Source organism: Roseovarius tolerans (assembly GCF_900109855.1).
GTDB lineage: Bacteria > Pseudomonadota > Alphaproteobacteria > Rhodobacterales > Rhodobacteraceae > Roseovarius > Roseovarius tolerans.
The window spans coordinates 127,268-147,796 of sequence record NZ_FOBO01000008.1 but is presented as its reverse complement, the minus strand read 5'-3'; the positions used below and the strand labels follow the sequence as shown (position 1 = coordinate 147,796).

24 protein-coding genes are annotated in these 20,529 nt (G+C 65.7%); 8 read left to right on the top strand and 16 right to left on the bottom strand.

Translation table 11 applies throughout. From position 1 onward, the window contains the following. Positions 1-7 precede the first annotated feature (7 nt). Both BMX04_RS09990 and BMX04_RS09985 read left to right on the top strand, forming a co-directional pair. Positions 8-1,225, top strand: coding sequence for an MFS transporter (locus tag BMX04_RS09990; RefSeq protein ID WP_074786091.1), 1,218 nt, complete (start codon positions 8-10; stop codon positions 1,223-1,225). Positions 1,226-1,286: 61 nt separating this feature from the next. Further along, positions 1,287-1,673: a hypothetical protein gene (locus BMX04_RS09985; protein ID WP_074786090.1), complete on the top strand. Its 387-nt coding sequence runs from the start codon at positions 1,287-1,289 to the stop codon at positions 1,671-1,673. Positions 1,674-1,683: 10 nt separating this feature from the next. Here the strand turns inward: BMX04_RS09985 and BMX04_RS09980 are convergent, their stop codons facing one another. After that, the gene (locus tag BMX04_RS09980; RefSeq protein ID WP_074786089.1) at positions 1,684-2,556 is read right to left on the bottom strand and encodes an NAD(P)-dependent oxidoreductase; all 873 of its coding nucleotides are present in this window, start codon (positions 2,554-2,556) and stop codon (positions 1,684-1,686) included. 97 nt (positions 2,557-2,653) lie between these two features. On the opposite strand from BMX04_RS09980, the gene BMX04_RS09975 reads away from it, so the two are divergent. Then, positions 2,654-5,131, top strand: a complete 2,478-nt coding sequence (locus tag BMX04_RS09975) for a penicillin acylase family protein (protein ID WP_074786088.1) — start codon at positions 2,654-2,656, stop codon at positions 5,129-5,131. A 7-nt stretch (positions 5,132-5,138) separates the two neighbouring features. Here BMX04_RS09975 and pqqE read toward each other — a convergent pair whose 3' ends face one another. The 7 genes from pqqE to BMX04_RS09940 form a co-directional block, all read right to left on the bottom strand. Beyond that, positions 5,139-6,239, bottom strand: coding sequence for a pyrroloquinoline quinone biosynthesis protein PqqE (gene pqqE, locus BMX04_RS09970; protein WP_074786087.1), 1,101 nt, complete (start codon positions 6,237-6,239; stop codon positions 5,139-5,141). Continuing rightward, positions 6,236-6,514, bottom strand: coding sequence for a pyrroloquinoline quinone biosynthesis peptide chaperone PqqD (pqqD, locus tag BMX04_RS09965; RefSeq protein ID WP_083398153.1), 279 nt, complete (start codon positions 6,512-6,514; stop codon positions 6,236-6,238). The genes pqqE and pqqD overlap by 4 nt, the downstream gene beginning before the upstream one ends. After that, positions 6,511-7,260 (bottom strand): pyrroloquinoline-quinone synthase PqqC, encoded by a 750-nt coding sequence (gene pqqC / locus BMX04_RS09960; protein ID WP_074786085.1) that lies wholly within the window; start codon positions 7,258-7,260, stop codon positions 6,511-6,513. Before pqqC ends, pqqD begins: the two co-directional genes overlap by 4 nt. Then, a complete protein-coding gene (gene pqqB / locus BMX04_RS09955; protein ID WP_074786124.1) occupies positions 7,257-8,153 on the bottom strand; it encodes a pyrroloquinoline quinone biosynthesis protein PqqB in 897 nt (298 codons plus the stop codon). Before pqqB ends, pqqC begins: the two co-directional genes overlap by 4 nt. A gap of 21 nt (positions 8,154-8,174) precedes the next feature. After that, positions 8,175-8,273 carry a pyrroloquinoline quinone precursor peptide PqqA gene (pqqA, locus tag BMX04_RS09950; RefSeq protein WP_050662718.1) on the bottom strand — a complete coding sequence of 33 codons (99 nt, stop codon included), beginning with the start codon at positions 8,271-8,273 and terminating at the stop codon, positions 8,175-8,177. A 108-nt stretch (positions 8,274-8,381) separates the two neighbouring features. Next, positions 8,382-9,065 carry a response regulator transcription factor gene (locus tag BMX04_RS09945; protein ID WP_074786084.1) on the bottom strand — a complete coding sequence of 228 codons (684 nt, stop codon included), beginning with the start codon at positions 9,063-9,065 and terminating at the stop codon, positions 8,382-8,384. An 11-nt stretch (positions 9,066-9,076) separates the two neighbouring features. Further along, positions 9,077-10,714: a sensor histidine kinase gene (locus tag BMX04_RS09940; RefSeq protein ID WP_338101068.1), complete on the bottom strand. Its 1,638-nt coding sequence runs from the start codon at positions 10,712-10,714 to the stop codon at positions 9,077-9,079. A 97-nt stretch (positions 10,715-10,811) separates the two neighbouring features. Between BMX04_RS09940 and BMX04_RS09935 the strand changes: the two genes are divergently transcribed. Then, complete coding sequence (locus BMX04_RS09935) at positions 10,812-10,997, top strand: hypothetical protein (RefSeq protein WP_074786083.1); 186 nt, start codon at positions 10,812-10,814, stop codon at positions 10,995-10,997. A gap of 5 nt (positions 10,998-11,002) precedes the next feature. Here BMX04_RS09935 and BMX04_RS09930 read toward each other — a convergent pair whose 3' ends face one another. The 8 genes from BMX04_RS09930 to BMX04_RS09895 form a co-directional block, all read right to left on the bottom strand. After that, on the bottom strand, positions 11,003-11,794 hold the full coding sequence (locus tag BMX04_RS09930; protein WP_050662720.1) for an ABC transporter permease: 792 nt from the start codon (positions 11,792-11,794) through the stop codon (positions 11,003-11,005). Then, positions 11,791-12,507: an ABC transporter ATP-binding protein gene (locus BMX04_RS09925; RefSeq protein WP_074786082.1), complete on the bottom strand. Its 717-nt coding sequence runs from the start codon at positions 12,505-12,507 to the stop codon at positions 11,791-11,793. The genes BMX04_RS09930 and BMX04_RS09925 overlap by 4 nt, the downstream gene beginning before the upstream one ends. Before the next feature lie 66 nt (positions 12,508-12,573). Next, positions 12,574-13,230, bottom strand: a complete 657-nt coding sequence (locus tag BMX04_RS09920) for an ABC transporter ATP-binding protein (RefSeq protein WP_244888518.1) — start codon at positions 13,228-13,230, stop codon at positions 12,574-12,576. Continuing rightward, entirely contained in the window at positions 13,176-13,934 is a 759-nt protein-coding gene (locus tag BMX04_RS09915) for an ABC transporter permease (RefSeq protein WP_074786080.1), read from the bottom strand. Before BMX04_RS09915 ends, BMX04_RS09920 begins: the two co-directional genes overlap by 55 nt. Further along, positions 13,931-14,935 carry an ABC transporter substrate-binding protein gene (locus BMX04_RS09910; RefSeq protein ID WP_338101067.1) on the bottom strand — a complete coding sequence of 335 codons (1,005 nt, stop codon included), beginning with the start codon at positions 14,933-14,935 and terminating at the stop codon, positions 13,931-13,933. Before BMX04_RS09910 ends, BMX04_RS09915 begins: the two co-directional genes overlap by 4 nt. 15 nt (positions 14,936-14,950) lie before the next feature. Then, positions 14,951-15,388: a cupredoxin domain-containing protein gene (locus BMX04_RS09905; RefSeq protein WP_074786079.1), complete on the bottom strand. Its 438-nt coding sequence runs from the start codon at positions 15,386-15,388 to the stop codon at positions 14,951-14,953. A gap of 32 nt (positions 15,389-15,420) precedes the next feature. Then, positions 15,421-16,392, bottom strand: a complete 972-nt coding sequence (locus BMX04_RS09900; RefSeq protein WP_050662726.1) for a PQQ-dependent catabolism-associated beta-propeller protein — start codon at positions 16,390-16,392, stop codon at positions 15,421-15,423. A 12-nt stretch (positions 16,393-16,404) separates the two neighbouring features. Beyond that, entirely contained in the window at positions 16,405-17,529 is a 1,125-nt protein-coding gene (locus BMX04_RS09895; protein ID WP_074786121.1) for an ABC transporter substrate-binding protein, read from the bottom strand. A gap of 221 nt (positions 17,530-17,750) precedes the next feature. Between BMX04_RS09895 and BMX04_RS09890 the strand changes: the two genes are divergently transcribed. The 4 genes from BMX04_RS09890 to BMX04_RS09875 are packed head-to-tail and all read left to right on the top strand — an operon-like array spanning position 17,751 to position 20,515. After that, a complete protein-coding gene (locus BMX04_RS09890) occupies positions 17,751-18,239 on the top strand; it encodes a DUF3280 domain-containing protein (RefSeq protein ID WP_074786078.1) in 489 nt (162 codons plus the stop codon). After that, complete coding sequence (locus BMX04_RS09885; RefSeq protein ID WP_074786077.1) at positions 18,236-18,778, top strand: SRPBCC family protein; 543 nt, start codon at positions 18,236-18,238, stop codon at positions 18,776-18,778. The genes BMX04_RS09890 and BMX04_RS09885 overlap by 4 nt, the downstream gene beginning before the upstream one ends. After that, positions 18,741-19,706: a YncE family protein gene (locus tag BMX04_RS09880; RefSeq protein WP_074786076.1), complete on the top strand. Its 966-nt coding sequence runs from the start codon at positions 18,741-18,743 to the stop codon at positions 19,704-19,706. The genes BMX04_RS09885 and BMX04_RS09880 overlap by 38 nt, the downstream gene beginning before the upstream one ends. Continuing rightward, positions 19,703-20,515: a quinoprotein dehydrogenase-associated SoxYZ-like carrier gene (locus BMX04_RS09875; RefSeq protein ID WP_074786075.1), complete on the top strand. Its 813-nt coding sequence runs from the start codon at positions 19,703-19,705 to the stop codon at positions 20,513-20,515. Before BMX04_RS09880 ends, BMX04_RS09875 begins: the two co-directional genes overlap by 4 nt. Positions 20,516-20,529: the final 14 nt, after the last annotated feature.

Here is a 20,529-nt window from a genome sequence, read left to right as displayed (position 1 = left end):
GCTGGCCATGACCGACACCGCCCTGCATATCGACGACAGTCGCGCCAAGCGCAACGTGGCCGTTCTGGTGGCCGCGCAGGCGATCCTCGGCGCGCAGATGCCGATGATCTTCGTGGTGGGCGGCCTCGCCGGACAATCGCTGGCCTCGAATGTCTGTTTCGCCACGCTGCCGATTTCGCTGATCGTGCTGGGTTCGATGCTCTCGGCCACGCCGGTGTCGCACATGATGCAACGCTTTGGCCGTCGCACAGGCTTCATGATCGGGGCGCTTGCGGGGGCGATTGGCGGGCTTGTCGGGGCCTATGGGCTCTACGTGGCCTCCTTCCCGATCTTTCTGGCGGGCAGCTTCATCACCGGCACCTACATGTCGGCGCAGGGCTTTTACCGTTTCGCCGCCGCCGACACCGCCAGCGACACCTTCCGCCCCAAGGCGATTTCCTACGTCATGGCCGGGGGCCTCTTGAGCGCCATCATCGGCCCGCAACTGGTCAAGCTCACGTCGCAAGCGATGGTGATCCCGTTCTTCGGCACCTATCTGGCGGTGATCGCGCTCAATCTCGTCGGCGCGCTGCTGTTCCTGCTCCTCGACATCCCCAAGCCGCCCGTACCCTCCGAGGACGCGCCGCGCGGGCGTTCGCGCATGGAATTGCTGAAGACCCCGCGCATCGCGGTGGCGGTGATCTGCGCCATGGTCTCCTACGCGCTGATGAACCTGGTGATGACCTCGACGCCGCTCGCCGTGGTCGGCTGCGGCTTTGACGAGGGCAACGCGGCGGATGTGGTCACCGCGCATGTGCTGGCTATGTATATCCCCTCGTTCTTCACCGGCCATCTGATCGTGCGCTTCGGGGTGGAAAAGATCGTCGCCACCGGGCTGATCATCCTCGCCGGTGCGGGCGCGGTCGCGCTCTCCGGCGTGGAGCTGGAGCATTTCTTTGTGGCGCTGATCCTGCTGGGGCTTGGCTGGAATTTCGGCTTTATCGGCGCGACCACGATGCTGGCGGGTGCCCATGCCCCGCATGAGCGCGGGCGCATGCAGGGGCTGAATGATCTGCTGGTCTTCGGCGGGGTGACCTTCGCCTCGCTCGCCTCGGGCGGGCTGATGAACTGCTCGGGCAGCTCAGCACAGGCGGGCTGGACCGCCGTCAACCTCGCCATGGCGCCCTTCCTGATGCTGGCGGGGGCCACGCTCATCTGGCTGGTGATGCGCCCCCGCACGGCGTGATCGCTGGCGTCAGCCGGGTTTTTTGAGTATTTTTGCCATAAAGAAGCAGGAGGGGCGCGTCATGATTTCCGAGATCTGGCACAGCTACCGCCGCCTGCCGCTCTGGGTGCAGGCCTGGGTGTCAGTCATCCTCGTCCCGGTGAATACCGCGTCACTCGCGTTCCTGTCCGAGCCTTTTGGCCTCTGGGTCGCGGCGCTGGCGGTTGGGGCGATGCTGCTCAACGGCGTTATGATGCTGGTCGAGCGCGGCTTTTCCAAACTGATGGCGCTGCCGCATGTGCTGATCTGGACACCGATGCTGGGGTTGGTGCTGTGGCTGCTGGCGCAGGAAATTGCCCCAGACTATCGCATCTACCTGCTGATCCTGCTGGCGGTCGATGTGATCTCGCTGGTCTTCGACGTGATCGACACCCGAAAGTGGCTGTCAGGCGACCGCAAGATCGCCTGACGAAGCTGTTTCAGCCCAGCTTGCGCAGCCGCGCGAAGAGGCTGGAGGTGTCCCAACGCCCGCCGCCCATGGCCTGCACATCCTTGTAGAACTGATCGACCAGGGCCGTGACCGGCAGGCTCGCGCCGGTCTCGTCGGCGGTCGAGAGACAAATCCCCAGATCCTTGCGCATCCAGTCGACGGCGAAGCCGTGCTCCCACTTGTCGTCGAGCATGGTCTCGTAGCGATTGTTCATCTGCCACGACCCGGCGGCCCCCTGGCTGATCACCTCGACCACCGCGCGCCCGTCAAGCCCCGCCTTCTCGGCGAAATGCAGCGCCTCGGACAGGCCCTGCACCAGACCGGCGATGGCGATCTGGTTGCACATCTTGGTCATCTGCCCCGCGCCGCTGTCGCCGATCCGGCGGCAGAGCTTGGCATAGGTGTTCATGATCGGCTCAGCCGCGTCATAGGCGGCCTGATCGCCGCCGCACATGATCGAGAGCTGACCATTCTCGGCCCCCGCCTGACCGCCCGACACGGGCGCGTCGACAAATTGCTGCCCACCGGAGCGCGCCCCGGCATAAAGCTCTGCCGTGACCTTGGACGAGACCGTCGTGTGATCGACGAAGATCGCGCCATCATCCATCCCGGCAAAGGCCCCGTCCCCGCCCAGGCAGACGCTGCGCAGATCGTCGTCATTGCCGACGCAGGCCAACACGAACTCGGCCCCCTCTGCAGCCTCGCGCGGGCTTGGCGCGTGGCGCCCGCCATGCTGCGCTGCCCATTTTTCGGCCTTCGACGCGGTGCGGTTGTAGACGCAGACATCATGGCCCGCGGCCTGCAGATGTCCCGCCATCGGATAGCCCATGACGCCCAATCCCAGAAATGCCAGCTTTGCCATTCTTCTCTCCTCCTGTCGCGTGTTGCCATTGTCTCAGGGGGGATTTCTGACTATCCCCGCAGGAGATGCAAGCAGAAACCCGGATGAGGCGACCCCTGTGGCGGTGATTATCAAATGGCTTTTGCGCGTGGCGGGCGCGGTGGTGGTGCTGGCGCTGGTGGCGGTGCTGGTGGCCTATATGCTGCTCTCACGCTCGCTGCCGGAGTATGACAAGCGCCTCACCGTGCGCGGGCTCGACGCGCCCCTCGAAATCGTGCGCGACAACGCCAATGTGCCGCATGTTTTCGGCACCAAAGACACCGATGTGTTTTTCGGCCTCGGCTATGCCCATGCGCAGGACCGGCTGTGGCAGATGATGACCATGCGGCGCACGGTGCAGGGGCGTCTGTCGGAGGTGTTCGGCACCCGCACCGTCAAGATCGACAGCACGCTGCGCCGCTTCGACCTCTACAATCTCGCGCGGCAATCGGTGGCGGCACAGGATGCGCAGACGCTGGCGGCGCTCAAGGCCTATTCCGATGGCGTCAACGCGCGGATCACCGAGATCAATCAGGACGCGCTGGGGCGCGGCGCGCCCGAGCAGTTCCTCTTCAACGCCCCGATCGCGCCCTGGCAGCCCGCCGATTCTATCGCGCTGATCAAGCTGATGGCGGTGCAACTCTCAGGCCATCTCGACAACGAAGTAACATTCGCCCGCGCCTCGCTCGCGCTCGACGATCCCGCCCGGCTCGACGATATCATGCCGCTCGCGCCGGGCAGCGGCATCGCCGCCCTGCCGGAATATGCCAGCCTCTTTCCTGGTGCGGAATTTCGCCATGCGCAGGCAGAGCCAGACCTGACCGGCGATCCGCTCTCGCCCTTCAAACGGCGCGCCTTTGCCGGGGCCTCCAATGCCTTTGCCGCCGCCCCCTCGCGCTCGGCGGCGGGCGGCACGCTGCTGGCCAATGATCCGCACTTGGGCTTTTCGGCCCCGAACATCTGGTATCTGGCCCGGCTGGAATTGCAATCGGGCGGCGTGATCGGCGGCACCATCCCCGGCATCCCGGTGATCCTGACGGGCCGCAGCGCGCGGCTGGGCTGGGGGGTGACCTCGTCCTATCTCGACGATCAGGACGTGTTCATCGAGGAACTGAACCCCGACAACACCAACGAATACCGCACGCCCGACGGCTGGAAGAGCTTTCGCACCAGCCGCTCGATCATCGAGATCAAGGATGCCGATCCGGTCACCCTCACCCTGCGCTGGACCGACAATGGCCCGGTCCTGCCCGGCAGTCACTACAATCTGGCAGAGGTGACACCGCCCGGCCATGTCGCCTCAGTCGCCTGGACCGCGCTCAGCGGCGAGGACACGACGATGACCTCGGCCATGGGGCTGATGCGGGCGCAGACCGTGCAACAGGCAATTGACCTCAGCCGCCTCTACATCGCGCCCTCGCAGAACCTCACGCTCGTGGGTCAGGACACCATCGCCCTGCGCCTGATCGGCGCCATGCCCCGCCGCAGCGCCCGGCACGAGAGCGAGGGGCGCATGCCCTCGCGCGGCTGGCTGCCGGAAAACCGCTGGCAGGGCATGCTGCCCTTCGCCGCGAACCCTGAATTCGTCGCCCCCAAGGGCGGCATCCTCGGCAATACCAACAACAAGGTGGTGGATCGCCCGTTTCCGATGCATGTCAGCTACCTCTGGGGCGACACGCAGCGGGTGCACCGCTGGCGCCGCCTGATGCAGGGGCGTGCGGTGCATACCCGCGACAGCTTCATCGAGGCGCAGCTCGATACCGTCAGCTTTACCGCCCGCTCGATCCTGCCGCTGATCGGGGCCGATCTGTGGTTCACCGGCGAGGCCGCGCCCGAAGGCACCCCCGAACGCCTGCGCGAGCGCGCGCTCACCATGCTTGCCGCTTGGAACGGCGAGATGAACGAGCACCTGCCCGAACCGCTGATCTATGCCGCCTGGATGCGGGCGCTGATGGACCGGCTCATCCGCGACGATCTCGGGCCGCTCTCGCGTGAGTTTGATCACCCCGACCCGGTCTTCATCGAGCGCGTCTTTCGCGATGTCGACGGTGCCGCTGCGTGGTGCGATGTCAAGCAGTCGGCGGCGCAGGAAACCTGCTCGGACATCTCGCGCATGGCGCTCGACGATGCGCTGATCTGGATCGAGGAACGCTACGGCACCTCGCTCGAAAGCCTGCGATGGGGCGACGCGCATCAGGCGACGCATGATCATCAGGTGCTGGGCGAGGTGCCGCTCTTGCGCTATTTCGTCAACATCCGGCAATCCACATCAGGCGGCGACAACACGCTCCTGCGCGGGCGCACGCGCGGCGGCGAGGGGCCGGACCCGTTCCAGAACGTGCACGGCGCGGGCTATCGCGGGGTCTATGATTTCGCCGATCCCGACAGCAGCGTGTTCATCATCGCGACCGGCCAGTCGGGCCATTTCCTCAGCCGCCATTACGACGATCTGGCCCAGCTTTGGCGGCGCGGCGAATATATCCCGATGTCGCTCGACCCGGATCTGGCACGCGCCGCCTCGGTCGGCGTCACGGTGCTGGAGCCGCGCGCGGAATGACCTCGGCTCAGACGCTCGTTTTCTGCGGCATAGTCCGGTAAACCAGCGCCGCGTCATCGCGCGTGGCATGGGCATCGGCACTGGCCTGCAAGACGCCGTGATGGGGCGATTTCACGCAGACCGGATCGGTCGCATCCGGATCACCGAGGATCGCCATCGCCTGACAGCGGCAGCCGCCAAAGTCGATTTCCTTGCGCTCGCAACTCTTGCACGGCTCCTGCATCCAGTCCGTGCCGCGATAGGCGTTGAACGCTGCCCCCTCGTACCAGATCTCCCGCAGGGGCCGCTCGGTCACCCGATCAAAGCTCAGATGCGGAATGCTCTGCGCCGCGTGACAGGGCAGAACCTGCCCGTCAGGCGTGATGTTCAGACCGCTGCTGCCCCAGCCGCCCATGCAACGCTTGGGCAGGTCCTCGTGATAATCGGCGGGCACATAGTCGATCACCAGCCGCCCTTTCAGACGCGCCCGCGCCTCGGCCACCAGCCGTGTCGCCTCGCGCGCCTGCTCGCGCGTCGGCATCAGCGCGTCGCGGTTTTCCAGCGCCCAGCCGTGGAATTGCACCGTCGCCACCTCGATTCGGCGCGCGCCCATTTCCCCGGCCATCTCAATGGCGCGCGGCAACTGATGCAGGTTGCGCCGGTGCAGCACCGCGTTCAGCGTCAGCGGAAAGCCGATCTCGCCGATCCACTCGGCCACCTGCATCTTGCGGGCAAACCCACCGCGATAGCCGCCGATCTCGTCAGCCATGGCCGGGTCGGTGCCCTGCAACGACAGCTGCACATGATCCAGCCCCGCCTCGTCCAACTCGCGCAGCCGCCGCTCGGTCAACCCGATGCCCGAGGTGATGAGATTGGTATAAAGTCCCGCCTCGCGCGCCCCCGCGACCAGTTCGGTCAGATCGCGGCGCGATGCCGGCTCGCCCCCGGAAAGATGCAGTTGCAACACCCCCAGATCAGCCGCCTGCCGGAACACATCCACCCAGGTCGCGGTATCGATCTCGCTCTCCTGCCGGGCCAGTTCCAGCGGGTTCGAACAATAGGGGCACGACAGCGGACAGCGATGCGTCAACTCGGCCAGCATTGCGATGGGCGGATTCACCTTGGTCATGCCGTCACGTCCAGAAACCGCCGGTCGCGCAACGCGGACAGAAACCCGGCGCTATCCTCGGCAATCTGCTCGGGCGGTGCATCGTATTTCGCGGCCAGCATCTGCGTGATTTCCCCGAAACTGCGCCGCCCGTCGACCTCGGACAATATCGCATGCCCCACCATGTCGAGCGTCACGGCGCGCTCGGGGGCCAGCAACACCCAGGTCTCGCGGACGCGGTCGAAATGCAGCCGCACACCGCGCGGCAGGGCGGGGATATCGGCAGGTTTCATCATGACGCCCTCTGCATCATCAGGCCTTCACCGGGCTGCCACGCGCCGGGTGGAATGCGGGCGGGGTCCACATAGGCCCCATACAGCGCATCCAGTTGCGACCACAGCACATCGGTCTTGAAGATCAGCGCGGCGGCGGCGGCATCCTGTTTCTCGGCGGTATCGGCGTGATCCAGCACCCATTGCAGACCAAAGGCCACGTCCTTCGGCGCCTCCTTCAGACGGTTGCGGAAGTACGACAGCGAACTGTCATCCGCGAACTCGTAATTCTGCAACAGCCCCTCGATGCGCTGCGCGTGGATCTTGGGCGCGAACAACTCTGTCAGCGAGGCCGCGACCGCCTCCAGCAGGGTCTTGTCGCGCACGAACCGCACATAGGCATCCACGGCAAAGCGCGTGGCAGGCAACACCCCCTCGCAAGAGGCCACGTAATCGGGATCGAGCCCCACCGCCTCGGCCAGCCGCAGCCAGCGGCGAATGCCGCCCTCATTGGTGTCGGTGCCGTCGTGATCCTCGATCCGCGACCGCCAGATCCGGCGCAAATCCGGGTCCTCGACCCGGCTCATAAAGGCCGCGTCCTTCATCGGGATCGAATGCTGATAATAATAGCGGTTGATCACCCAGGCGCGCACCTGATCGGGGCTGCACTCGCCGCCATGCAACATCGCGTGAAACGGGTGGCGGTCGTGATACCGCTCCGCCCCGATCTGCCGCAGCCGTGCTTCGAACTCCTCTTTCGACGGGGTCATGCCGTGATCTCCATTCCATCCTGACCGATGATCCATCCCGCCGCCTCGGCCTCGGCGCGCTCATCCGAGTCGGGGCGCAAGACGGGGTTGGTGTTGTTCATATGCACAAAGACCTTCTGTCCGATGGTAAGCCCGGCGAAAGCAGCGATCGAGCCGTCCGCCCCGCTCATCGACATATGGCCCATGCGCTTGCCGGTCTTCTCGCCCAGGCCCGCGCGCCGCATTTCATCGTCGCGCCACAGCGTGCCGTCGAAAAACACCGCATCCGCCCCCACCAGCCGCTCGGCCAGCGTGTCGCTCAGCATCGCGCAGCCGGGGATGTAATAGACCCGGGTATCGCCCGAACGCAACTCCACCCCAACGGTCTGCTCGCCCACAAGATCGGTCTGCACCTCGCCCGCCTCCATGTAGAGCGGCACCTTGCCCGGCACGGCAAACAGCGTTGCCTCAAGCCCCGGCACCAGTTCAAAGGGCGTATCCAGCGCAATCGCCGCCCGGTCCACGACCGAACGGTTCAGCGCATCGAAAATCGGATTGGCGTCCAGCACCTCGTGAATGCCCGGCGTCGCAAACAGTGTGAACGCCTGCATCTCGCGCAGCGTCAACAGCCCCGCCACATGATCAATGTCACCATTGGTCACAAGCACGGACGCAAGAGGCAGCTCGCGCAGCCCACTTGGATGGAGAGACGGGGCACGCGCAAGCTGCTCTCGAATATCAGGAGAGGCATTGAGAATTGCCCAGGTCGCACCATCTGCCGTCACGGCCAGTGACGACTGCGTCTGAGCGGGGATGTCCCCCGCTCGCGCGAGGTTACAGTTGGGACAGCCGCAATTCCATTGCGGGAGGCCACCACCGGCAGCCGCCCCGAGTATGCGCGCGCGGAAACTCATCGTCATTCCGCGCGCCCTGGATCAGAACAGTACTTCGCGGTCGTCTTCGAATTCCGGGCCGTACATGTTGATTTCCATGCCGCACTCGATTTCGCGGAGCGTGGGTTTGGTCCATGCCATGACAAGGGTCCTCCTCATTTGTATGTCGTTTTGACAGCTCAAGACTGCCAGATCACTCGTACTCGGGCGACTCTTATTTTATAAGAGATATGCAGACTTTGGTCTGCATCAAGGGGTCTTCAGGCGCGGCGCAACCCCATCCAGGCAAAACCCTTTGCTGCGTATCGTCTTGATCTCGAACCCGAAATCGCCCTCGGCCAGCTTGCGCCTCAGATAACCGATATAAACATCCACCACGTTTTCGCTGGCCGATCCCTCGGCCGCCCAAAGCGCGTCAAAGATCGCGTGGCGCGGCTGTGCCGTGCCGCCATGCTCGATAAGCAGCGCCAAAAGCGCATATTCCCGCTCGGTCAGCGTCACCGCATCACCCCCCCGCCGCAGCACCCGCTCGCGCGGGCAGAGCGTCGCCGCCGCGACCTGCCGGTGATCGGCGCGCGCTTCCTGCACCCGCAGCCGCGCCACCAATTCGTCAAACGAAAACGGCTTGACCACATAATCATCCGCCCCCGCCTCCAGCCCCGCCGCGCGGTCCTCCACATCCGACAGCGCCGACAGCATCAGGATCGGCAGCGTCAGGCCCCGCTCCCGCGCCTCGCGCACCAGTGAAAGCCCGCTGTCGTTGCCCAGCATCACATCCACGATGGCACAGGAAAACCGCCCCCGCTCCAGCCGCGCCAAGGCCCGGCCCGCGCGGTTCTCGGCCTCGGCCTCATAACCGTGCAGCGCCAGCCCCCGCATCAGGGCCGAGGTGATTTCCGGGTCATCCTCGACGATCAACAACTGTTTGCTCATGGGGCCAGAGCCTAACCCGATCCGCGCGGCAGGCGAACCGATATCTTGGTCCCGGGTGCGTCGCCGATGGCGGCCTCGCGGGGCACCGGGCTGAGCAACGCGATCTGCCCGCCCTGCGCCTCGACCACCCATTTCGCCAGCGCCAGACCTATGCCAAATCCCTGCCCGCGCCCGCGCCCCGCCTGCTCGAACCGCTCGAACACGCGCGCCTGCGCCTCGGGCGCGATGCCGGGGCCATTATCCGTCAGCGTGAGACCCGCACCCTGCGCATCCACCTCCGCCGCGAGCCGCAGCGCACCGCCCTCGCGGGCATGACTGATCGCGTTGCGCACCAGCCCCACGATCACCTGCCGCGCCCAGTTGGGATCGCAGATGACCGTCACCGCCGGTATCTCCGCAACCTCAAGGCTCAGCCCGGCAGTGTCGATTTCCGCCTGCACCTCCTCCACCACCTCCGCCGCGATCCGCTCCAGCGGCACCGCCACGGGATCGAGCGCCAGTTGCCCGTTCTCGGACCGCGCCACGCGCAACAGATCGTCGATCCGCCGGTTGAGCCGCGCGGCCCGCGTCTCGATCGTGGCAAAGGCGTCTGACGCACCCTCACCGCCCTGCCGCCCAATCTGCGCCTCCATCAGGATCACCGTCAGCGGTGTGCGCAACTCATGGCTGATATCGGCAAAGAACCGGCGGCGATTGTCGTCGATCTCCTCCAGCCGCGTGTTGGCCGCACGCAATTCCTCGGTGCGCTGCGCGATGGTCTCGTTCAGCCGGTCCCACTCCGCCTGCACCGCGTCCCGCCGCTCCGAGAGTGCCCGCGCCATGCGATCCGTCTCGGCATAAAGCAGCCCGATCTCATCGCGCCCGCCTTCCGGCAGCGCGACCGCGAAATTCTCCTGCCCGATCTCGCGCGCAGCCCTGCGCAGCCGGTCGAGACGGCGAAATTGCGGGCGGATCAGCAACAGGTAGAACCCGGCCACCAGCACAAGGCTCACGATACCGGTGACAATCGCGATCCGGCTCAGCCGCGCGCGCAGGCGCTCGATTCCGGCCAGCACCTCGTTGCGCAGGATGATCTCGGTATTGACCGCCTGATTGAGCAGCGGATCGAACCCGCTCGCGAAACTGTCGATATAGGCGCGCAGCCGGTCGCGGTCGCGCTCGGGACTGCGCAGCGCCTGCAGCGTGTTCTGCAACAGCGCCTCCATCCGCGCGAGGCCCAGCGATTGCGTCGCCTGCCGCGATTGCGCATCAAGGCCCAGTGCGCGCGCCTCCTCCACCGCCTTCTCCAGATCCGACCGCAACAGCGTGAACGTCCGCGCAATCGCCTCCGACACCGGCTCCAGCCGCTCGGCGCGCACCTCGGGCGGGCGTTCGGTCTGCACCGTCTCGGTCGCGATGACGATGAAGGTCGACGCCTCGCGCGACAGTGTCGAATACCGCGCCATCCGCGTCTCGGTGGCCAGCGCCGCCTCCAACCGGTCTGCAACCCGCGTCATCCCCAGATAGAGGATCGCCGCCAGCACCAGCGTGACACCGCCCAAGAGCGCCGCGCCGATCCCCAGCTTCGCCTTGAGCGATTCGGTCTGTCTCAGACGCACGCGCAGTTCCTCCTCATGCCGGAAAATCCGGCCTGCGGCGCGCAAAAGCAACAGATTTGCGCCGAACCACCTCTCGGGGCGTGCAATCACGGCCCGCCGCGCTAGACTGAACCCAGGGAGGATGGACGCCCGCGAGAAAGGACGCCGCATGATCCAATTGCTCTTTGTCACCTGCATGGCCGCCGCCCCGGCGCAATGCCAGGACCATCGCCTCATCCTCGGCGACATGACCCCCGCCGCCTGCCTGCGCATGGCGCAGCCCGAACTTGCCCGCTGGATGGAAAACCACCCCGATCTGCGCATCCGCCGCTGGCGTTGCAGCCGCCTGTCCTGAGCCGCTCACCCCTTGCGCTTCATCAGCGCACGCGACGGATCATAGGCCCAGAGCGCCACCGCCCCCAGCACAACGGTCGATCCCACCACCCACGCGAGCGCCTGCCAGTTCATCTGCAGGTACAGCAGGAAGCGGATCAATTCGACCACATGGGTGAACGGGTTGAACGCGCAGATATCGTGCAAAAGCTCCGAACTTTCGCGCATCTTCCACAGCGGATAGAGCGCCGAGGACAGGAAAAACATCGGGAAGATCACGAAATTCATCACCCCTGCGAAATTCTCCAATTGCTTGATGAAACTCGACAGCACCAGCCCGAGCGCGCCCAGCATCAGCCCCCCCAGAATAAGCCCCGGCAACACCGCCACATAGCCCCAGACAGGCATGGTGATGTCAAACAGCGCCGCGATCCCGAGGAACGCATAGACCTGCAACACCGAGATCAGCGTCGCCCCGAAGAGGCGACAAAACAGCAGCCAGCCGCGCGGATAGGGGCTCGTCAGCAGCAACCGCATCGACCCCATTTCGCGGTCATAAACAAGGCTGAGCGAGCTTTGCATGCCGTTGAAGAGCAGCACCATCGCGCACAGCCCCGGCACGATATAGGTCTCATAGGTGATATAGGTCTGATAGGGTGGGATGATCGACAGGCCAAGCGCGGCCCGAAACCCCGCCGCAAAAACCAGAAGCCACACCAATGGCCGCACCAACGCCGCCAAAAACCGCTCGCGCTGATGCACGAAGCGCAGGAATTCGCGGCCCATGATCGCCCGCGCGACGCCCCACAGCCCGCTCATGCCACCACCTCCGTCCGGCTCAGGAACCAATCCGACAGCGGCATCTCTCCGCGAATATCCCGCGTCCTGCCATCCGCAAGAATACGGCCCTGATGCAGCACCAGCAGGTGATCGCCGTCGCGCACCTCGTCCGTCAGATGCGTCGTCCAAAGCACGCACAGGCCGTCACGCGCAAGATCATGCACATGCCCCACGATCGCGGCCCGCGCGGCGGCATCGAGGCCCACGGTTGGCTCATCCAGCAACAGCACACGGGGCCGGTGCAACAGCGCCCGCGCCAGCTCCATTCGCCGCCGATGCCCGCCATTGAGATCCGCCGCCTTTTCGCCGGCCCGCTCCGCCATGCCCAACCGGTCGAGCGCGGCGTCAATCCGCCCGTCCAGCCCCTTGCGCGGCAGCCCGTGCAGCGCCGCGAAATAGCGCATGTTCTGCCGCACCGTCAGGTTCAGATCGAGCGTCGGCTGCTGAAACACCACGCCCAGATGCGCCAGCGCGCGGCGCGGCGCGCGCGCCATGTCGTGGCCCGCCACCACCACCTGCCCCTCGGGCGACACCAGCAATCGCGTCAGCAGCGACACCAGCGTCGACTTGCCCGCTCCATTGGGGCCCAGCAGCGCACAGAACGTCGCCTCGGGCAGGGCAAAGGACACCCTGTCCAGCGCCTGTTTCGCGCCATAGCGAAAACTCAGATCGCGCACCTCAAGCTCTGCCATGCCGTCCCTCTCCTGCTCCGTCGCACACTGCCCCGTCCGGCGCGGGGCAACAAGCCCGCGCGCGCCTCACGGCCCGACCCCGTCACGCAACACCGCCGGTTGCCCCGCCAGATGCATGATCCGGCTCGCCAGTCGCTCGGCCTCGGCGCGGGCATGGGTAACAAGCAGGGTCGCAGGCCGCGTCTCGGCGATCAGCCGCTCGGTCAGCGCCAGCATCTCCTCTCCGGTGGCGGAATCCAGCGACACGAACGGCTCATCCATGATCAGCAATTCGGGCTGTCCGGCAAAGGCCCGCGCAAGGCTCAACCGGCGCTGTTGCCCCAGCGACAACTGCCCCGGAAACGCAGCGCCCCGGTCGCCCAGCCCGACCTTGCCCAGCATCTCCTGCGCCTCGGCGTCACCCAAGCCCGGATGCACGATCCGCAGATTGTCCAGCGCCGACCGCCACGGCAGCAATGTGGGGTCCTGAAACACCATCGCCCGGCGCGCAGGGCCGCGCACATGGCCGGTGAAATCCTCGTCCACCCCCGCCACGATCCGCAGCAAGGTCGATTTCCCCACCCCCGACGGCCCGAGGATCGCCATCACCTCCCCGGGGGCAACCGTGAACGTCACCTGCCCCAGCACCTGCACCGCACCGAACCGCTTGTCCGTGATCCCGACCTCGATCATGCCGCCCGCCAGCGCCGCACGCGCCGCTCCCAGGGTTGTAACAGGCCCCATTCCACCGCCAGCATCACCGCGATGAACGACAGCGCATAGACCAGCACCATCCCCACATCGAACAGCTGAAAATGCATGTGGATCTGAAACCCGACGCCCGAGGACCGGCCCAGGAATTCCACCACCAGCACGATCTTCCAGATCAGCGCCACACCCGACCGCGCCGCGCCCGCGATGAACGGCGCCAGTTGCGGCAGCACAACATGGCGCAGCCGCGCACCCCGCGGCATCGCATAGACCCGCGCCATCGCATCCAGATCAGGGCTCAGCGCCCGCGCGCCCTCGCGAAGCACAATCGCCACATTGGGGATCTTGTTCAGGCTCACGGCCAGGATCGCCGCCACCTCGGTCAGCCCGATCCACAGATAACACAGCACGATCAGCACCAGCGCGGGCAGGTTCAGAAACACCACCAGCCACGGATCGAGCCAGCGATCGAGCCTCTCCGAGCGTCCCATCACCAGCCCCAGCGCCACGCCGATCGACATCGCCAGCACAAAGGCACAGGCGACCCGCCACAGCGTCATGCCGAGATGATAGAGCAGATCGCCCGAACGCAACTCGCCCCAGAACGGCCCCGCCAATTGCCACGGCGCGGGCAAAAGCTGCGGATCGCGCGTCAGCAGCGCGGCCACCGCCCAGACCCCCAGCAGCACCGCCAATGACAAGGCAGGCACCGCGCGGCTCTGCGCGGTCTCGCTCATTCGATCTCTGCAAACAGGCCGGGCGGAAGCCGCGCCGCATCGCCCACCAGATCGCGCCCACCCAGCTCATGCATCAGCGCGAACATCGCCTGCGCGCCCGCAGGATCAACCGGCCCGCGCGGCGGCACCCCGGCCAGCCAATCCTCCCGCAACTGCGCGAATTGCGCCTCCGATTGCGGCGCGATCAGCGGGCGCAGCGCCTGCCACGCCGCCTCCGACCGGCCCAACACATCCTTGGCCGCGCGGCTCGCGTCATAGAACGCCTGCGCCAGCCCCAGATGCTCGGCCATGAACGCCTCGCGCATGTAATAGCCCAAAAGCGGCGTCGCCGGATCGAGGCCCAGCGCCTCTGCCGCCGTGCCCACCGAGATCAGTTCCCGCATTCCCTCGGCCTTCATCCGAGCCAGGAAATGCCAGTAATTGATCGCCCCCGCATAATCCGCCCGCAGCGCTGATTTGTAGATCAGCGGCGGCGCGCCAAAAACCTGTTCGGTCTCGGCCTCCAGGTCCATGCCGTGCTCCGCCCGCGCATAGGCGCGCAGGATCAGCCATGATTTATCGAGCGGCCCGCCTGCAATCCCGATCTTGCCGCCGCGCAGATCGGCCAATGTCTGCGCGGTGCTGCCATCAGGCACCACCACGCCGCCCACCGCGCGCGAATAGGGGATAAAGACGTAATCGCGCCCCGCCGCCCGCTGCCGCGCCAGCCAGATCATGTCGGCCACCGCCAGATCGGCGGCCCCGCCCTGCACCGCCAGATGCGTGGCGGCGGTATCGGCATAGGGCTGCACCTCCAGCCGGAACCCGTGCTCGCGGTCCAGCCCCTCGCGCAGGATGGTCTGCAATTCCCAGTTCACCGTGCCGACCTTCAGCACGGCAGCCCGGATCACCGGCAGATCGTCGGCCAGCACCGGCCCCGCGCAGACCAGTCCCAGCACGAGGAGAAGGCGCGGGATGATCCCGCGCCCCGCCCGCCAGAGCCTGGCAAATGATGGTCGCAAAAGGCCCCGCCTCCGTTACTGAATGGTAAACGTCACCATCTGGCTTTCGCCGGTCGAGCCCGGAATGCGCAGCACATGCCGCCCCGGCTTGATCGCGATAAAGGAAAACTCCATCGTGCCGCCGTCATCGAATTCGAAACTGTCCACCGCCATCGGACGGATCTCGATATCGTTGATCACGATCTCGTCCATCCAGATCGCGCGAAAGAAATCCGGCCCCGACAGCGCCAGTTCGGCAGACCCGTCCGAGGTGATCTCCATCTCGTAATAGGCCCCGGATTCCAGCGTGCGATCCTCGCCCAGCGGAACACCCGAGCCGAGCGTCAACTCGATCGGCTCGCCGCGATTGCACTTGGCCAGCAGCCCGGCAAAGCCGAACTCATCGCACAGCGGTGCCGCGGCCACGGGCGCGCCCACAAAAGCCAGGCAAAAGGCGGTCACAAGTCGTTTCATTGTCAGTCTCCCTTTTTATCAATCAATGGTCTTCAGTCGATGATCGCCACGCCCCAGGGCGCCTGTCCCACCTCCACCGACCGGATCGCCTTTTCAGCGGCCACGTCGATCACGGTGATGTCGTTGGAATTGCCGTTGGTGCTCACGAGGTATTTCTGATCCGGCGTGAAATCGAGCTGCCAGACGCGCTGTCCCACCAGGATGTAATCCAGCACCTCAAGGCTCTCGCCATCCACAACCGCCACCCGGTTCGCAGGCCCGAGCGCGACAAAGACGCGGCTGCCATCTTCAGTCACTTTCACACCCACCGGCTGCAGCCATTCGGGCTGCACATTGGGCACCTCAAAGGTGAGCTTGCCGACCACCGTTGGCGCGCCATCCTCGGCGATATCCATCACCGTGACGGTGCCGCCGATCTCCGACGACACATAAAGCCGCGTGCCGTCCGCCGTGTATTGCGCATAGCGCGGGCGCTGATCGACCAGCACGTTATACTTGATCTTGTAATCCTCGGTGGAGATGAAATGCGCCATGTTCGTCGTCTCGGACGTGTTGACCACGAACTTGCCGTCGGGGCTGATCCCCATCCCCTCGGGTTCCACCCCCACCGGCACCTCGGCCAGCACCTCGCGCGTGTCGGTATTGGTCACGGTGACAAGGTTGTCATCCTCATTGGCGATATAGAGCCGCGTGCCGCTTTCCTCGATGGTGAAGAGTTCAGGGTCGGGCCCCGACGGCAGGCTCGGCAATTCCTCATAGGTCTCGGTGTCGAACACCCGCACCAGATTGTCATCCGAGGCGCAGACATAAAGCTTCTTGCCATCCGGGCTGACGATGATGCCGCGCGGGCGGTTGCCGCCATCGAACTCGGTCAGCACCTCCCATGTGTCGGTATCGACGACCGTGATCGTGTTGCCCCGCTCGTTCGATATGAACGCCTTGCCGGCCAGCGCGGGCGAGAGGCTGAGCGCAACAAGCGCCGTTGAGAGTAGCAGCGTTTTCATACCTGTCTCCGTTCAGTTGAAGGCTGTGCATTGAGATTCGGGCTGATCCAGCCCCATCGTGTCGAGCGGCGATCGTTGATGCAGAAAGCCCTCCTGCGGGCTGACGCTCACGGTGATGCGCCCATCGTAAAGCAGGATCGGCTGCCGCATCTGCCCGTTCCATTGGCGAAACGTCACCTTCTGCCCCTTGAACGCCGCCAGCTCGAACGCATCCGACAGCGCATAATCGCGGATCGCCTCCGGCTCGGCGGAACTCGTGCGCGTCACCGCCTCGCCCACCACCCGCAGCGCCAGCCAGACGTTGTAATCCTCCGAGGTGACGGTGCGCCGGGTCAATTCCTCGAACCGGGTCTGGAACTGCGTCGCCCCCCAGGCCTCATGCGCGCCGTGCATGGTGACGGGTTTCAACCCGCCCGACCCCATCACCGGGCGCGGCGTCCACAGGTGATAGGGCAGGTAATTGGCGAAATAGTCGGTGGCATCCGCCGTGATCACCACGTCATGATCCTCGGCTCCCTGCATGAAGGTCGGCAATTGCCGCTGCACCAGCACATGGCCCGAATCCGTCCGGCGACTGCCGCCGGTATCCTCGAAGGTGCGCTCTTCCACGATCTCGGCCCCGTACTTGGCCGCCGCCCGCCGGAACGCCGCGCCAAGCGCCACATCGGCGGGGTTCGACCCCTCGATCAGCAGCCAGTCACCCCATTTCTTCCAGACCGCGAATTGCGCCACCGCATCGGCCATCATCTGATCGGACGGCGCGATATGCAGCAGGTTGGCGCGGCACTGATCATCGCGCAGGCCCGTATCGGGCGCGGCTGCGTTCAGCACCAGCGCGCCCTCCTCCGCCGCACGGTCCGACAGGCGCAACAGATCCTCGGCTTCGGCCTGCACCACGATCAGGCGAATACCGTCACCCAGCAAGTCCTCAAGCGCCGCATCGGCCCCCTCGGGCGGCACGGCCCGTGTCACGGTCTCATAGGTATGCCCCATGAAACTGCCCGTGGTGCCATTGTCCTCATCCGCCAGCGCCGCCCCGGCAAAGCCGATATCCTCGGCCCGCAGATCATGGCGCGACACCGGCAGCAATGTGGGATAATCCACCCGCAGCACCGCCGCGCGCACATCGACCGCCATCGCGGACCCGGTCCAGAAACAGAAGGTAAGCGACGCCAGCAGCGCCTGAGCATATTTCAGCACGGTATCCTCCCTTGCCCGGCCTTTTTTCGATGCCGGTCCATCTGCCCCAAGCTGCCGTGAAGACCGCTTTGGACGAAACCGCTACCTTTGGCCGTGTTGCTGGAATCACCTTAGCAGGCCCAGACTATGGCTCTATTCTTATTTTATAAGAGCGTGCCATGAGGTTGATAACACTGCTGTTTCTTGGATTCGCCTCGGCCGCGACCGCAGGCGACAAAGTGGCGTTTTTCGGCCTCACCCTGCTCGACGAGTCCCTGCAAAGCCAGATGCAGGGCGAGGACCCGGCACAGATCGCCCGCATTGCCATGCTCGAAGAGATCGTGCGCGACAGATTTCTCGCCGAAGGCTACGAATTGCTCGACATCACACCCGTGCAGGCCGATCTCGACCGCATCGTGAACCCCGCCAAATGCTATGGCTGCGACACCCGCATGGCCACCGATCTGGGGGCCGATTTCTCGCTGGTGGGCGAGGTGCAGAAGGTCTCCAACCTGATCCTCGCCATGAACCTGCAACTGCGCGACGCCGAAACCGGCGATCTGGTGCGCGGCGGCGTGGTCGATATCCGCTCGAACACCGATGAAAGCTGGCAGCGCGGCATGCGCTACATCCTGAAAAACCGCATTTTTCGTGAGGAGGAAAAATGAAACGACGTCTATTCCTGATCGCCGCTGCGGCACTGACACTTCCGTCACTGGCACTCGCCCACGGCCCGACCCGGCAAAAGGTCACCGTCACCGCTGAGGTCGCCGCCGACCCGGCGGACGTCTGGGCCGCGATCGGCAATTTCCAGGACATGTCCTGGCACACTGCGGTGCATTCATCGACCGGCGAGGACGGCAACGATATCGACGCCACACGACAGCTGGTTCTGGGGGCCGAAGGCGGCCCCACCATCGACGAGGTGCTCTATAAGTACAGCGCCGAGAAGATGAGCTATTCCTACCGCATCACCGAGGTAAAGGTCGAGGTTCTGCCGGTCACCAATTATTCCTCGCACCTGACCGTGAAACCGCGCGACGGCGGCGGCTCGCTGGTCGAATGGCGCGGCGCCTTCTATCGCGGCTATCCCAACAACGACCCACCCGAAGAGCTCAACGATGCCGCCGCCATCGCCGCCGTGACCGGCGTCTATCAGGCAGGGCTCGATGCCCTGGTCGAGCGGTTCGGTGCGCCGGGCTCTTGACGCCACGCTGCTGATCCTCGGGCTGGCTCTCGCCGGGTCGGGATCGGCACAAACCGCCTATATAACCTGCCAGAACGGCGAGGTTCTCAGCGTCATCGACGTCGCCCAAGGGGTCGAGCGCGCCCGCTGGCCCCTGCCCGGCAAACCGGCAGGCGTGGCGGTGACGGGGGACGCGCTCTACACCGTCTCCCCCGACAGCAAGACCGTCCGCCGCCTTGACGCCAAAACCGGCGCGGTGCTGGCTGAGACCGTGCTCGATGGCGGCCCCATCGGCGTCGCGCATGACGCGGCGCGCGGGCGGCTTTACGTCTCGGACTGGTACAACGCCCGGCTCTGGGTGCTGGACGATCAGACCCTCGCCCATCTGCAAGATCTCACAACCGCCGCCGCCCCTGCGGGCATCGCCCTTTCCGATGACGGCCGCCACCTCGCCACCGCCGAGCGGGACGCCGACCGGGTCACGATCTTCGACGCCGACACGCTCGCCATCCTCGCGCAACCACAGGTCGGCACCCGCCCCTTCGGCCTGCGTTTCGCCCCCGACGGGCGGCTCTTCGTCGGCAATGTCGGCAGCGATGAGGTCACCGTTCTCGACCCCGCCAGTGGCGCGACCCTTGCCACCGTGCCCGTCGGCGCGCGCCCTTACGGCGTGGCCTTCGCGCAGAGCCGCGCCTTTGTCACCAACCAATATGCCGACACCGTCAGCGTCATATCCCTCGACGATCTGACACTCACAGCCACCCTCGACGTGGGCGAATATCCCGAGGGCATCGACGCCACGCATGACAACACCCGCATAATCGTGGCAAACTGGTTTTCGAACACGGTCAGCGTGATCGACGCGGCCACATTGCAAGTGGTGAACGAGATCGAGACCGGCGACGGGCCGCGCGCCTTCGGCCTGTTCATCACGGAGGATGACCGATGAAACACACGCTCCTGCCCCTCGCACTCATGGCGGCGCTCGCCCTGCCTGCCGCCGCGTCCGAGCCGGTCTGGCCCGACCTCGCGCAGGATCTCTACGGCACCCGCCCGCTGCTCGACGGCACCGAGCATATCGCCATCGACACCCCCTACCGCACCACCGAGGACGCCCGTACCCATGTCAAGGCGACGCTCGCGGCCCCGCCGGGGCGGCTCTGGGGTAGGGTCGAGGTGATCCTCGATGACAACCCGATGCCGGTCTCGGCGGTCTTCGACTTCAAGGCCCCGCAGCCGCGCTTTACCTTCGACGTCACCATGCGGATCAACGGCCCGACGCCGCTGCATGTGGTCGGCGAGACGACGGACGGGCAGTTGTACGTCGCCGACACCTTCGTCAAGACCTCCGGTCAGGGGGCCTGCGCCGCACCGCCTGGCACCGACCCCGACGTTGCCCTCGCCACCCTCGGCCAGATGCGCATCGCCATCACCGACTCTGCGGTCAGCCGCGTGCAGGACCGGCTTGCCGCCCTTACCGCCCGCAACCGGCAGGTCGATCTCGAGATCAGCCATCCCAGCCACTCGGGCATGCAGATGGACCAGATCAGCCTGCTGTTCATCCCGCTGCGCTATGTGGAAACGGTCGATATCGACCTCGATGGCGGCGGCTACGTGGAAATGACCGGCTCCATCTCGCTGTCCGAAAACCCCCGCGTCAGCCTCTCGGTGCCCGGGCGCACACAGGCGGTGGACGTCACCATGACCGACACCGACGGCACCGTCAGCCACGCCCAGGCCACCCTGCCGGGCTACTGACGCCCCCGCAACGC